The following is a 13,985-nucleotide window of genomic DNA, read 5'->3' as shown; positions in this document are numbered from 1 at the left end:
TGCAAAATCGCAATCGGCGCGATCTCCGAAACTCAGTCGCGACATCAGCAACAATCTTCGAGAAACATTGCGGCAGTGGCCACATACCCACATATGTGCTAATGTGGGTTTTCTCAGTTCAGGAGCACCGTAGATGAGCCGATTGACGATCGACATAACGGATCAGCAACATCAAAGCCTAAAGGCGCTGGCCGCTTTGCAGGGCAAGACAATCAAGCAGTATGCACTCGAGCGCCTCTTTCCCGGTGACATAGATGGAGATCGAGCCTGGGAGGAATTGAAGACATTGATGAATACGCGCATCAATGACGGGCTCGCCGGAAAACTGTCGACTAAAACCGTAGGTGACATCCTCGATGAGGAGATTGCCGAGGATCGTGCTTGACGGCTTACATTCTTACCGCGGATGCGGAATCGGATCTACGTTCGGTAATCCGCTACACACATGCGCAATGGGGTACCGCTCAGGTACGCCGGTACATCTCGGCTTTGGAGCGAGGCATTGCGAACCTTGCCGAGGGGAAAGGTCCTTTCAAGGATATGAGCGCGCTTCATCCGGCGTTACGAATGGCGCGGTGTGAACACCACTATGTCTTTTGTCTGCTTCGCGAGGATGCGCCTGCCCTGATCGTGGCGATTTTTCACGAGCGAATGGATCTCATGAAGCGATTGGCTGGTCGTCTGAACGAATGATCTTCCGACGAAGGTAGGATTGCCTGAAACCCGTTGTAGCTGAAAATCAACCTCCTGAGCCTAGCGGGGAGGGCTGACCCCGTCACGGATCGTGTGGAACATTGGCATTACACCGTCGAAACTTGCTTTGGTAGCGGTGCAGACGACTGTCGTCCGGCCCTTGGGGGTTTCAAGCATTGACATCATCAGCCGGACATTCTCGTGATCCGGGCCAACTTTCGGGATGCCTGTGAACTCAACTCCGTTGATGCCATCGATATGGAAGGCATTCGCGGTCTCCAGAGTTAAGTTGGCCGACAGCGTCTTGCGGGCCTGCAGGTTCCATTCCTCGCCCCTGATCATCTCATTGATCTGATCCTGGGTGAACCCGGCGTTCTGCGGGGCGGCACGAAATGTGACGCCGCAGAGGTACTTCGAGGTTCCCACATGAGGCGGTTGACCGGACGCGGGGTCGATCCCGAAGAGGACATCGTATGTCGGGCTTTTGGTGGAATCGGGTTTGACGATGAAATCGCTGCTGAGGTCGATCTTCAGCCCGGTGACCTGATCTTCCATCCCGTACGCAGGGAACGACACGCATATCGCAGCCATAAAAGCCGACAGCAACGACAGATTCGTCCGGATCCGGATAAAAAGGCCCCACGATTTCTCGAAAACCATGTTTTAACTTTCCCAACCTTGGCGCTGACAACCAGGAAAATAATCGGCAATATGTCTCCGGTCCAGCTTATACGCCACTGAAACAAGGCAAGCGGCCCCGTGGATATCAAGGGCAAGCTTGTCCGAGCAATCATCCCAATGACAGCGATTTGGGCTGAAGTCGACCATTGTGGCTGCTTTCAGGAGCGGTGCATTCGATAGTATGATTGCCGAATTCAGCGATATTAATTTTTCTAACAACTGATTGAGAATCTTGGAGACCAGGTGTCACTCGGCGAAACCGCTGAGGAGTTTGAGGCATAGCCATGATAGCCGTATACCGTACGCCCAATCTCCATAATTGATACCTCATGTCCGTGGATTGCGTGTCGATTGCGGTGCAAAGGGCGAGAACATCATCAGAAATGAACTAAGCCGATGGAGGCCGAGCGAAGGCAATATGTCAGGTCGCCAGCGAGTAACCCAGATCCCGCAAGGGCAGGCGGCGTACCCGCTCTCCCGTTGCTGCAAATATGGCGTTGCCGAGGGCAGGGGCTAATGCCGGGAAGGCGGGTTCTCCCATGCCTGTCGGCGGATTGTCCGACTGGATGAAATAGGCATCGATCGTCATCGGCGCGAAGGGCAGACGCAGGATCGGATAGGCGTTGTAGTTCTGTTCCTCGATCTGGCCGTTTTCGATGGTGATCTTGAGGCCCATCGCGGTGGAAAGGGCGTCGGTCGACGCACCCTGCGCCTGCGCTTCGGAGCCGGCCATGTCAATGATCGGTCCGACATCCAGCACCACCACAATCCGGTCGATCTTGATCTGCTTCCTGGCATCGACGCGAAGCTCGACGGCCTGCGCGACATGGCCGGCGTGGGAATAGCACCACGCAAGACCAAGACCGCTGCCGTTCGGTAGCTTCCTGCCCCAACCCGCCTTGTCGGCGCACATCCTGATCACGTCGGTGGCACGTCTCGGACTGAAGTTGACACTCCTGTCCTTGGGTGCAAGCTCAGGCACGTCGCGGTTCACGGCAGCGATGAGGAATTCGACATGGTCGCGGCCCGACGCCAGCGACAGTTCGTGCATGAAGCTCTGCGCGGCGAAGACCTGGGCATTGTCGCCCGGCGCCCGCCAGGCGCCGGTCGGGATCTTCAGCGGGAGCATGGTTTTGCCGCGGCGCAGGTTGGGCGCCTTGATGGAATATTTCAGATTGTCGGTCAGGCCAGCGCCGCTTGCTTCCTTCTTGCCGTCGGCGGTGAAGGTAATGAAATGCTCCTGCCAGGCGTCGAGGCCGCCATCTCTGTCGATCGCGCCCTTGAACTGATGGTAACCGGCCGGGCGGTAGAAGTCGTGTCCGAAGTCATCTTCCCGGGTCCATTGCAGCTTGACCGGGGCGTCGACCTTCCGCGCGATGACCGCTGCCTCGCAGGCATAGTCGTTGACCAACCGCCGCCCGAAACCGCCGCCAACGCGGGTCTGGTGCATCACGATCTTTTCCTGCGCTATGCCGGCTGCCTTCGCAATCACCGGCAAGCCACGATCGGGCTGCTGGGTGGGGACCCACATTTCCATTACCCCGTCATGCCAGTGTGCGGTGGTGTTCATCGGCTCCAGCGGCACATGGGCTGCGAAGGGATATTCGTAGTAAGCCTCGACGGTCTTGGCGGCATTGCCAAAGGATTTGTCCACGTCGCCGACATCCTCATCAGGCTTTTCCGGAAAATGTGCTGCGAGCTTCCTGGCCTCGGCTGCGAATTTCGAGGTGGAATCCGTCGAAGCTTCGCTTAGGTCCCAGTCCACTTTCAGCTTGTTCTTCGCCTGGAAAGCGCTCCAGGTATCCCTGGCGATAATGGCAACACCCGGCATGACTTCGACCGCTTGGCCGGTGCCATCCAGGGCAAAAGCATCGAGCACGCCGCGCTCGGCCTTGATCTCGTCGACATTGAAGGATCTGACCTTGCCGCCCGCTGCCGGGCATTTGGTGTAGTTGGCATAGACCATGCCGGGACGTTGGACATCGATGCCGAACAGCGGCTCGCCCCTGACGACCTTCGGATCGTCGACGCCGTGATAGCGCTGGCCGATCAGGCGATATTCGGAGCGTGCCTTCAGCTTCAGGCTTCGAGGATCGGGCACAGGCATTTTTGCCGCTGCGGCTGCCAGCGATCCATAGGTTGCGGACCTGCTGGTGGCGGCATGGGTCAAGAGCGAGTCCTGCGCGGTGATCTGCGGCGGCTCCACCCCCCATTGTTCGGCGGCCGCGGCGATCAGCATCGCCTTGGCACTCGCGCCGGCCTGCCGCAACTGGTCCCAGGCGCGTGGAATCGAGGTCGAGCCGCCCGCGCCCTGGCTGCCGTAAACCTTGGGGTTGATGTCGGCCTGCTCCATCACGACATGAGCCCAATCGGCATCAAGCTCTTCGGCAATGATGACGCCGAAGGAGGTCTTGATGCCCTGGCCGATCTCCGGACACTTGGAATAAATGGTGATCCTGTTGTCCGGAGCGATGCGGATGAACGCGTTCATCGCCTGATCCTTGCCATCAGCCGCCTCGGCCGCGGATGCTTCGTCGCCGAGATAAAAACCCAGGATCAGCCCGGCAGCACTGCCGCCGGCGAGTTTGAAGAAACTGCGTCGTCCCATGCTTGGCGCGGCGTTGCCCACGGGCAGTGAACGAACCTCGCGCATCAACGCCGAAAGATAGGCATCGGACTCGGCGAAATCAGACCTGATGTCAGTCATTGTTTGCCTCCGGGGGATGAGGTTGCTGGGCCGCTTGCTTTCGCAGGTTGGCCACATCCTTTCCTGTCAAATGCGCGCCTTCGGCACCAAAACGGGCGGTCACATAGTTGGCGACGGCTGCGATGTCGTCGTCCGAATACCCCTGACCGAAGGCGGGCATGAAAATCCTGCCCTCAGCGGTCGTGCGGTTAACGCCGTTGATGACCGTCTGCGCCACGTTGGTGGCGCTGGGATCGTTGACGGCGCGCACGCCGGTGAGCGTCGCATAGCCGGTGACCGGGCTCACGCCGGTCCAGTCATGGCAGCTGGCGCATGCACCGGCAAAGATCTTCTCGCCGCGCGGATCGACATCCGCCACGCCCTCCTTGTGTGATGCCGGCGCCGCCGTGGTGACGGTGCGCGGCAGGTCGGTTGCGTGGGCTGGTATGCTGCGCAGATAGGTCACCAAGTCATGCACGTCGTCCGGCACCAGATAGCTGAGGCTGTCGTCGGTGGCTTCGCCCATCGGGCCGGCTGCACCGCCATGCCCATTGGCGTGGCCAGTCGAAAGATAGAGATAGATATCCTCGTCGCTCCAGTCGCCGATGCCGGAATCCCTGTCGCTGCTGATATTGTAGGCATGCCAGCCGGCGGTAACGGCACCTGCGAATTTGCGGTGATTGTCGAGCGCAAAGGCAAGATTGCGCGGCGTGTGGCACTCGCCGCAATGGCCGAGCGCTTCGGCAAGATAGGCCCCTCGATTCCACTGCGGGCTCTGACCTATATTGGGGCGAAAGCGTTCGTCTGTGTTGAACGCAACGCTCCACAACGACAGCAGGTCGCGCTGATCGAAGGGCCATGAAAGCTGGTCGGGCTTCGCCGGCGCATGGGCCGGCGACAGCGTGAAGAGATAGGCCTTGATCGCCAGCACATCGGCGTCCGCCATATAGGTGTAGGACGCATAGGGCATGGCCGGATAAAGTTTCTCGCCGTCGGCGCGGATGCCCTTATGCACGGCCGCCAGGAACTGAGCATCGGTGTAATTGCCGATGCCTGTATCCCTGTCCGGCGTGATGTTGGTGGAATAGATGGTGCCGAATGGCATGTTGAAGGCGAAGCCGCCGGCAAAGGGAATGCCGCCGCGCGCCGTGTGACAGGCCTGGCAGTCCGCGGCATGGACGAGATATTCGCCGCGCTTCACACTATCGGCGCTGGCAAGTTGAGCCGGAACACCGCTCACGGTGCCTGCTCGGTAATCGTCGAGCGCTACTGTCGAGCCGCCGGCAAACGAAGTCGGATCGCGGCCAAGAAGCAACCATCCCGCAAAGCCAAGGGCGATGATGACAATGACCGCAAAGAGAAGGCCGATGATTTTCTTCATGATCAGGCCGGCTTGGCAGCGGCGTTCTTGATCGCACGGCGGATGCGGATGTAGGTTCCGCATCGACAGAGATTGCCCGCCATGGCCGCATCGATGTCGGAATCGTCGGGTTGGGGATTGACGTTGAGCAAGGCCGTCGCCGACATGATCTGACCGGCCTGACAGTAGCCGCATTGCGGTACAGACGCTTCCATCCAGGCTTGCTGGACCTTCGCGCCGTTCGGCGTCTTGCCAATTCCTTCAATGGTGATCACGGCACGGGTGCCGACGTCGCCGACGGTCAGCTGGCAGGAGCGCACCGGTTTGCCAGCGACATGGACGGTGCAGGCGCCGCACTGGGCGACGCCGCAGCCATATTTGGTACCGACCAGATTGAGGTGGTCCCGCAGCACCCAAAGAAGTGGCATGTCTTCGGGGACATCGACCTCGTGCAATTGCTCATTGATATTCAGAGTGAGCATGTTTCCATCCCTGCCTGACGGTGAAATCGGCGCATCAACGGAATTGCTGAGGGATGGTACGCCGGTATCGACGATGGGTAAACTTCAACAATGCGTTATCACAGCCGTTGCGTCGCACCGTTCAGCAGCCACGAGCGCGCCGGTGCCTTGAAATTGCTGACGCCTCCAGTTGGCGTTCTCACGTTTTCCCTGTTTGTCGTGGCTTACGACGAGGCTCCTGTTTTGCGGTCTCGGGCGCAATCGCATCGCGGGAGCCGGCCAGTTTTTTCTGCGCTCGCGCAGACTGACATGGTGTCGGCGGTCGACGAGGGGCACTCAGGTAAGCCTTCGAGGCTGTGTCGCATTGAATGGATCGCCGCCAAATGGAAATACGGATGGTAGCGGCGATGGTGATGCCGCCCGCAAAATCATCACCCTTCGAAGTGAGATCACTTGGAATTGCTCATAAAAAGTCTCGCTGAAAACCACCGCAGCCGGCAATCGTTCCGCTGATTTTGGCAAGGAAGCCGCTTTCATCAGACTAAAGTCCAATCCATGACCGGACCTAAGTCCGAAGGCGCAATCTTTGGTCCTAATGCCATGGATTGCCCCGACCTTTGCGCCAGTTGTTTCCCGCGATGGAAGCGACGGCATACCCGGCCGCTATCGTATTGCATGCGGAGAAGGTCGATGAACATGAACGGCGTCCTTGAAAGCGGCATCACAGCCCCGGCATCTGCCAATGCTTCCGTCGGCAACGGTATCATCGGGTTCGTCGGCCTCGTCGCCAAAGGTGGCAATGACTGTGGGAGCTAAGCGAAGTACCACGGTTGCGGTGGTCGTGCCGATGTTCAACGCCGAACGAACGATCGGTGCGACCCTGGCCAGCATCTGTCGCCAGACGCATCAGGCGCTTGATATCATCATTGTCGATGACGGTTCTTCGGATCGATCTCTATCCATCGTGGCCGAATACGCGAAGCAGGATCCACGAATCCGGGTCCTTCGGCAGGCCAATAGCGGTGTCGCCGTGGCGCGCAACAATGGTGCGGCGGCGACCGACGCCGAGTTTCTCGCATTTGTCGATGCCGACGATTTATGGGCTCCGGCAAAGATCGCCCTTCAATGGCAAGCGCTTGATGAGGGCGGACCAGCGGTTGGATTGGCCTATTGCTGGTACGCGCTCATCGACGAACATAGCCGCGTATTTTCCCTGCATAACCGGCCGAGCCATGAAGGACATGTGCTCCAGCGCATGTGCAGAAACAATTTCGTCGGCAATGGCAGCTCGATGCTCATGCGTCGTTCCGCATTCGAAAAAGCCGGGCAGTTCGACCCGTCCTTAAGGGCACGCAACGCCCAGGGCTGCGAGGACCTTCTGATCTGCCTCAGAATCGCGGAAAACTACGAATTCCGCGTCATACAGCAGCACTTGATCGGCTACCGCATGACGAACACGAACATGTCGAGCGACGTCAAGCGGATGCTCTCTTCATGCGAAATCGTCCTTGCCGAATATCGCGAAAAATATCCTCAGTATGGCAGCGATCTCGACGCTCATTTGGTCGACATGATCCACTGGCTGGTCGTCAGAGCTTTTGTCAGCGGGCGATTTTTCGATGGCTGTGATCTGTTGAGGCGATTTCTGGCATTGGAGCCACGCCTGGCGATTTCAAGCCTGCCGAACATACTGGACGTCTATTGCCGCGCCAGGCTGGTTCCCGATTGGCTCAAGGCCCGCTTGAGGGGGTTGCAAAGAAACGCCGAGTTGCGGCCGCTCTATACGGAGACGATCCCGTGAGGTCGGACGGTTCGTTTCTCACACGGCTGCAACGGCTCTTGCGCCTGGCGGAGGCGCCTGCCTGGGCAGGGCCAACCATCGTCGGGCTCGGCCTTGCCGCCGCGGTCCTTGAGGGAGCAGGCCTCTTTCTCTTCATTCCCCTCATTCAGAGCCTCGGCGCAGCAGCGGCGCAGGGGGGAGAATGGCAGCGAACTTTCGACCGCCTTCTCGCGCCCGTTCCGCAAAGCCATTTGACGGCATTCCTGGTAGGCGTTCTGTGCGTCAGCATCCTCCTCAAGAATGCCGTCCATCTCATCAATACCTGGGTGACCCGGTATATCGATGGTCTCGTCGCGCATCGGCTAAGAGCAAGGGTCTTCGATCAGACGATAAGCTCGTGCATCGACTATCGGGCGGAAAACAAACGCTCCGATATCATCACGACGATTGCCAACAATACCTGGAAGGTCAGTCAGGCCTTAAGTCTCGCCTATCGTTTGATGATCTGCTTCTGCACCTTCGTCGTCTTCATGCTGCTGATGCTGTTGATTTCCGTCCGGCTGACCTTCTTCTCGATGATGTTCCTGCTCTTCGCGGCCATGGCCATTCGCCTGGCCACGCGCCGCGCAGATGAAACCGGCAAGGCCGTCGTCGAGGAAAACAAGCAGTTCGGCCTGCGGATGTGGGAGAGCATCAACGCGCTGCAACTGATCCGCGCCTTCGCCCAGGAGGACTATGAACGTAACCGTTTCCGGAAAACTTCCGACAATGTGCGGCGACGCCTTCTGAAGCTCGATATGTTGTGGGCGACACCGGGACCTGTCTCGGAAATCTCGATTACAATCCTGATCGGCGCGCTCGTTCTCGTCGCTCAATCGGTGGGCCTGGGCATTGCGGCGCTAGCCGCGTTTCTCTCACTGCTATATCGTCTGCAAGGTCCGACCCGGGAGTTGCTGCAATCGAAGATCGCGCTCGATGGGCTCGCCGGCAGCATCGACGATGTCGATGACTTCCTCCGCACAACGGAGAGGCCTTTTCTCTCGGAGGGGCATGTACAGGCGCCTGGCTTCAGGAAAGCCGTCGAATTCCGCAATGTCTCATTCCGCTATGCGCCCGGACAGCCGCTGGCGCTGGAGGATGTTTCCTTCAGCATTCCCGCCGGCAAGACCACGGCGATCGTAGGTGAGTCCGGGGCAGGAAAATCCACCGTGATGGCGCTGCTCTTTCGCTTCATGGATTCGACATCCGGCGCGATCGTGGCAGACGGTATGCCTCTTCCCGAATTCGATCTTAGCAGCTGGCGCAAGCGTCTGTCGCTGATGTCGCAGGAGGTCCACCTCTTCAATGACACGATTTCAGCCAACATCGCCTATGGCGATCTGGATGCCGGGCCGGACGAGATCCGCAAGGCTGCCGAAATCGCCAAGGCGGACGATTTCATCCGCCTCATTCCGGATGGCTACGAGACACGGATCGGCGACCAGGGAATGCGCCTGTCCGGCGGGCAAAGGCAGCGCGTGGCGCTCGCCCGAACGATCCTTCGAAATCCCGATATTCTGCTGCTGGATGAGGCGACGAACGCGCTCGATGCCGAAACCGAACAGGCGTTTCAGCTGGCGCTCGATAAATACTCGCATAACCGTACCGTTGTCGTGATCGCTCACCGGCTTTCGACCGTTCTGGCGGCCGATCAGATCATCGTCATGACAAAAGGTCGCGTGGTCGAGGCCGGTTCGCCGGACGAGCTCTTCAAACGGCAGGGACATTTTTCCAGGCTCCACGAATTTCAACACGGCCGCCGCAGCGGCCGGGAGTTGGGTGATGAGTTACAAGCTTATTGATATCGAGTTGTCGGAGCCCCTGGCACCGATTGAACTCTCGGCTGAGCAGACCGGTGTCGGCTTGATCGCACGATGGCAGGGCCGGCTGATCGGATTTGAAATGATCGAGCAGCTCGCTGGCCCGATGCTGTCGGCCGAAAGCCTGAAAGCCCTTGCCGACGAGCGCTTTGCGGAGCGCATCCTCGTTGCAAAGCTGGAGGAGGAGCTGAGGGCGCGCTTACCCGCGAACGAGACGACGCTACCCAGCCTCAGCATCGCGATCTGCACCAAGGATCGTGCGCAGCGTCTTTCCCGGTTGCTGCGCTCGCTCGATCAGATTCGGGATGAATCTCCCTTCCAGTTCGTCGAAATCATCGTGGTCGACAATGCCTCGGTGGATGCGGCCACGCGCGAAGCCGTCGGGAATTTCCGGGATATCCGCTACGTTTTCGAACCGAAGGCCGGGCTGGATTTCGCTCGAAATGCCGCTCTTCATGCGGCCTGGGGCGATGTCATCGCCTATCTGGATGATGACGTCGTGGTGGACCGTAATTGGCTTTCGGGCCTTGCCAAGGCGTGCAGCGACAACCCCGGCGTCGGCGGCTTCACAGGCCTCGTGCTGCCGTTTCGTCTCGACACCGAGGCGCAGATCTTTTTCGAGCGGCGTGGAGGGTTCGGTCGCGGCTTTGCGCGAAGGGAGTTTCACAAGGCCCGCTTTGACAACCCGCTCCATCCCGTCGGCGCCGGGATTCTCGGGGCCGGTTGCAACATGGCTTTCGACCGCAAATTGCTGATCGAGCTTGGCGGCTTCGATGAGGCGCTCGATACGGGAGCGCCGCTGCCCGGAGGCGGCGATCTCGATATCTTCTACCGCGTCCTACGCTCCGGACGCCCGATGATCTATGAGCCGGAATATGCCGTTTATCACGAGCATCGCGAAACCATTCCGCAGCTCCGGCGGCAATACTGGACCTGGGGCCTCGGCATGATGGCCTTTCTCGTCAAAAGCTATCGCACCGATAATGAAATGCGGGCGCGCCATCGCGCCATGGTCCGCTGGTGGTTCTTCGACCAGTTGAAGGCGCTTGCCCGCGCGGCTCGCCGGCTTCGCGGCCATGAGCTGCGTTTCGGCATTGCTGAGCTGTGGGGCGGAATCTACGGCCTTGCCGGCGAATATGATCGCTCCCGCGCCCGTATCAGGTCGATCCGGGAGCGCAATTCATGAGGACAGAACGCTTTGAGGTAAGGCACATCGATCTTGCGGACGCCGATATCGGGAACGCTCGCGAGCCCGCATTGTCGATCTTCTGGTGGAAAAACCTGCCGCTGGGAGCACGGGCGTCCCTGGAGGACGAGCTACCTTACGGGACCTCTCAATTGCGCCAGCTTGCTGCCGAATATGCGGCCGCGCAGCTCCAGGCGCGCAGTATTGGGCTAGGCGCACCGTTGCGCGCCACCTATGAAGGACAGCCAAAGCCTGCGCTCTCTCTGGAGGCGGCGCTTGGGGCGCAAAATCTGGTGGAGGCGCTCGACGCGATCGCAGCTCCATCCTCCGCTTCCGCGCAGAACATTTCCGTGGTCATCTGCACTCGCGATCGCGGTCCGGCTCTGAGCAAATGTCTGAGCAGCCTTGCAGCACAACGCAGCCCTCCAGGTGAGGTCGTCGTCGTCGACAATTCTCACGATGGGAATGCGAGGGACATCTGCAGGCAATTCCCCGATTTTCGCTATGTCCACGAGCCCCATGCCGGTCTAAGCCGAGCCCGGAACACCGGCGTTCAAATAAGCCGCTTTGATATCATCGCCTTCACCGACGACGACGTCGAAGCGCATCCGGGCTGGACCGCCGAGATCGCGCGCGCCTTTGCGGAACGGGACGTTGAGGCGTTTACCGGTCTTGTGCTGCCGGCGCGTCTCGATACGGCGGCGCAATGCTCCTTTCAGTTCACCATGGGCGGCTTTGGTTCGACTTTCGTGCCGCTCACCTTCGACAGGCGCTTCTTTGAGGAGACGCGGCCGAGCGGGGCGCATGTCTGGAAGATCGGCGCCGGCGCCAACATGGCCTTTCGACGCTCCGTATTCGAGCGGGTCGGCCTGTTCGATGAGCGCCTCGGCGCGGGAGCGGCGGGATGCTCCGAAGACTCTGAGCTTTGGTACCGGCTGCTGGTAGCTGGTGGTGTGTGCCTCTACGAGCCTCGGGCCGTTGTCTTCCACCACCATCGCAGCGACTGGCCCGGCCTCAAGCGGCAGATCAGAGCCTATATGAAGGGCCACGTCGCGGCCCTTGTGACGCAATACGATAATTTCGGCGACCGCGGAAACATCGTGCGCATCGGCAAGCAGCTGCCGGTCTATTTTGCCAAGACCTTCGTCAAGGCGCTCTTCGAAGGGCCTCCGGGCAGGCTCGGAATTTTGGCGGCCGAAGTAGAGGGCTGGCTCGCCGGCCTGCAGTTTCTGCTGCGCTTCGGCTGGAGAATGCGGCGAACCCCGCTGGGGACAGCCGCAACGGCTGAAAAAGGAATATCGCGATGATCAAGAAAGCAGCGCTTGGCCAGTTTTTGTCCGGGAACCCCTATCCGAACGGCTTGACGGACGGTCTGTTCTATCGCGAAAAGATGCGCGCCATCCATCGGGTCGCGCCGCTTGAAACGGGAGGCACCGGACGGGTGCTGGAAATCGGCGGCGGTCGCAGCGGTCTTGCCAGCATCCTTTATCCGGAAGCCGAAATCGTCACGCTCGATATCGACCCCGAACTGGCCGACCATCAGCCCTCCTGGGCGAAATCGACCTTCATCTGCGGTGACGCCTGCTCGCTGCCAATGGACGACGACAGTTTCGATATTGTCACCATGTTCGATGTGCTGGAGCACATCGAGGACGACCGCCGCGCCGCACAGGAGGCGCTGCGGGTGGTACGGCCAGGCGGGTATGTCCTGATCTCCACCCCTGAGCTCAATTGGCACTACCCCTATTTCAGCGTCATGAAACGCCATTGCCCGCATGAAAGCGAGCTGATGCGCGAATGGGGCCATGTCAGGCGAGGATACCGGGACCCGGAACTCACGGCGCTTTTTGACAGACGCCCGGAACGGCGCGCCACCTTCATCAACGCCGCCACAGCTTTCTTCCACGACGTCTCGTTTTCCCGCATCGGACGCCGGCGCCGAAAAGTCCTCTATGCGCTGGCGGCGCCCGTCACCTTCCTTGGTTACTTGCTGCACCGGCCCTCCACGCGCGGCACCGAGACCGCCTTTGCCTGGCGCAAATGACAGGTTACCAGACGTCCAAGGTGATCGCCCTCTTCCCGTGGGGCGATGTGATCGAAGAGTTTCTCGAGCCGATCGGGCTTGAACTTCAGGACTTCGTCGAGCGGATGACGGGAGGCTGGCTGTTCGGCTATGCGGCGGCGCTGAGTTCGGTAGGCCACAAGCCGATCATCGTCTGTGTATCCGAGCGGGTGAACAGGATTGAGTGCTACGAACACTCGGGTACGGGGACACCGATCTGGGTTGCACCGGCAAGGCGGCCTTGGCAAGGCCATTCGTCTGCCGCCTACAGCCTGAGGCGCTGGTGTGCAACGCCGCTTTCCGCCTTCCGCGAGATCCTTTCCCGCTCCAGATGCGATCTGCTGCTTGCCCAGGAGTATGAATACACGCGTTTCGATGCACTGGCATGGCTGGCGCGGGGCTTAAACCTCCCTCTCTATGCCACCTTTCAGGGAGGCGATCGTACACTCTCCTGGATCGAGGCTGCCGCAAGACAGCTTTCGCTACGCGCCTGCCGCGGTCTGATCGTTGCTTCAGCCGCAGAGCGCGAGCGCCTTGCCAAGGCCTATCCGCGCATTGCTGTCGATATCGCGAATATCCCCAATCCACTGGATACGCGGGAATGGCAAGCGACGGCTCGCGATGAGGCGCGAGCAAATCTCGGCCTGCCGCAGGATTGCTTCATCGTCCTCAATCACGGGCGCATCGATATCCGCCGCAAGGGGCTTGATGTGCTTCTGAAAGCCTGGGAGAGCTTTGCTGGTGCTTCTGGTGCTTCTACCTGCCGATTGGTGATTATTGGCTCGGGCCAGGACAATGATGCTTTCGCAAAGCTCGTTCGCGAAAGCGAATTGGCAAACGTGCAATGGTTGTCCGGCTACATGACGGACCGAACCTTGATCCGGCGCTGGCTATCGGCTGCAGATGTCTATGTCACAGCCTCGCGCGTCGAGGGCATGCCGGTTGCGCCATTGGAAGCCATGGCCTGCGGCCTTCCCGTCATCGCTTCGGATGCTCAGGGGTTGCCGGACATCTTTGCCGACGGAGAAGCTTCGGGTGGCCTGATGGTCGGGCAGGAGCAGCCGGAGGAAATTGCGCGGGCCTTGGCAAGATTGAGAGACGATAGAGCTCTTCGGGTGCGACTGGGCGCATCTGCCCGACAGCGGGTAACGGAAAAATTTTCGATCGAAGCGGTTGGCGCCGCTCTCGATAATTTTCTGACAACAGCACGCAAGTAA

13 protein-coding genes are annotated in these 13,985 nt (G+C 59.8%); 9 read left to right on the top strand and 4 right to left on the bottom strand.

Annotated elements, in window-relative coordinates; translation table 11 throughout:
* The first annotated feature begins 133 nt into the window (after nt 1-133).
* Nucleotides 134-385, top strand: a complete 252-nt coding sequence (locus ABOK31_RS30200; protein WP_174172629.1) for an antitoxin — start codon at nt 134-136, stop codon at nt 383-385.
* Complete coding sequence (locus ABOK31_RS30195; RefSeq protein WP_174172628.1) at nt 382-693, top strand: type II toxin-antitoxin system RelE/ParE family toxin; 312 nt, start codon at nt 382-384, stop codon at nt 691-693. Before ABOK31_RS30200 ends, ABOK31_RS30195 begins: the two co-directional genes overlap by 4 nt.
* Before the next feature lie 60 nt (nt 694-753).
* Here the strand turns inward: ABOK31_RS30195 and ABOK31_RS30190 are convergent, their stop codons facing one another.
* From ABOK31_RS30190 to ABOK31_RS30175, 4 genes are all read right to left on the bottom strand, one after another.
* Nucleotides 754-1,353 carry a hypothetical protein gene (locus tag ABOK31_RS30190; RefSeq protein ID WP_349962663.1) on the bottom strand — a complete coding sequence of 200 codons (600 nt, stop codon included), beginning with the start codon at nt 1,351-1,353 and terminating at the stop codon, nt 754-756.
* A gap of 442 nt (nt 1,354-1,795) precedes the next feature.
* Complete coding sequence (locus tag ABOK31_RS30185) at nt 1,796-4,081, bottom strand: molybdopterin cofactor-binding domain-containing protein (RefSeq protein WP_349962661.1); 2,286 nt, start codon at nt 4,079-4,081, stop codon at nt 1,796-1,798.
* Complete coding sequence (locus ABOK31_RS30180; protein ID WP_349962659.1) at nt 4,074-5,441, bottom strand: cytochrome c; 1,368 nt, start codon at nt 5,439-5,441, stop codon at nt 4,074-4,076. The genes ABOK31_RS30185 and ABOK31_RS30180 overlap by 8 nt, the downstream gene beginning before the upstream one ends.
* Nucleotides 5,442-5,443: 2 nt before the next feature.
* Nucleotides 5,444-5,902, bottom strand: coding sequence for a (2Fe-2S)-binding protein (locus tag ABOK31_RS30175; RefSeq protein ID WP_349962658.1), 459 nt, complete (start codon nt 5,900-5,902; stop codon nt 5,444-5,446).
* A gap of 669 nt (nt 5,903-6,571) precedes the next feature.
* Between ABOK31_RS30175 and ABOK31_RS30170 the strand changes: the two genes are divergently transcribed.
* Genes ABOK31_RS30170 through ABOK31_RS30140 form a run of 7 tightly spaced genes read left to right on the top strand, consistent with a single transcriptional unit; the run spans nt 6,572 to nt 13,985 of the window.
* Nucleotides 6,572-6,697, top strand: coding sequence for a hypothetical protein (locus ABOK31_RS30170; protein WP_349962657.1), 126 nt, complete (start codon nt 6,572-6,574; stop codon nt 6,695-6,697).
* Nucleotides 6,681-7,682, top strand: a complete 1,002-nt coding sequence (locus tag ABOK31_RS30165; RefSeq protein WP_349962656.1) for a glycosyltransferase family 2 protein — start codon at nt 6,681-6,683, stop codon at nt 7,680-7,682. The genes ABOK31_RS30170 and ABOK31_RS30165 overlap by 17 nt, the downstream gene beginning before the upstream one ends.
* On the top strand, nt 7,679-9,502 hold the full coding sequence (locus tag ABOK31_RS30160) for an ABC transporter ATP-binding protein (RefSeq protein ID WP_349962654.1): 1,824 nt from the start codon (nt 7,679-7,681) through the stop codon (nt 9,500-9,502). Before ABOK31_RS30165 ends, ABOK31_RS30160 begins: the two co-directional genes overlap by 4 nt.
* Nucleotides 9,483-10,706 carry a glycosyltransferase gene (locus ABOK31_RS30155; protein ID WP_349962653.1) on the top strand — a complete coding sequence of 408 codons (1,224 nt, stop codon included), beginning with the start codon at nt 9,483-9,485 and terminating at the stop codon, nt 10,704-10,706. The genes ABOK31_RS30160 and ABOK31_RS30155 overlap by 20 nt, the downstream gene beginning before the upstream one ends.
* Nucleotides 10,703-12,013, top strand: a complete 1,311-nt coding sequence (locus ABOK31_RS30150) for a glycosyltransferase (protein WP_349962651.1) — start codon at nt 10,703-10,705, stop codon at nt 12,011-12,013. The genes ABOK31_RS30155 and ABOK31_RS30150 overlap by 4 nt, the downstream gene beginning before the upstream one ends.
* On the top strand, nt 12,010-12,750 hold the full coding sequence (locus tag ABOK31_RS30145; protein ID WP_349962649.1) for a class I SAM-dependent methyltransferase: 741 nt from the start codon (nt 12,010-12,012) through the stop codon (nt 12,748-12,750). The genes ABOK31_RS30150 and ABOK31_RS30145 overlap by 4 nt, the downstream gene beginning before the upstream one ends.
* Nucleotides 12,747-13,985: a glycosyltransferase family 4 protein gene (locus tag ABOK31_RS30140; RefSeq protein WP_349962648.1), complete on the top strand. Its 1,239-nt coding sequence runs from the start codon at nt 12,747-12,749 to the stop codon at nt 13,983-13,985. The genes ABOK31_RS30145 and ABOK31_RS30140 overlap by 4 nt, the downstream gene beginning before the upstream one ends.

This window comes from Rhizobium sp. ZPR4 (genome assembly GCF_040215725.1).
In the GTDB taxonomy this organism is placed as follows: Bacteria; Pseudomonadota; Alphaproteobacteria; order Rhizobiales; family Rhizobiaceae; genus Rhizobium; species Rhizobium rhizogenes_D.
The sequence above is the reverse complement of the archived record's forward strand: the minus strand, read 5'-3'. Positions and strand labels throughout refer to the sequence as shown.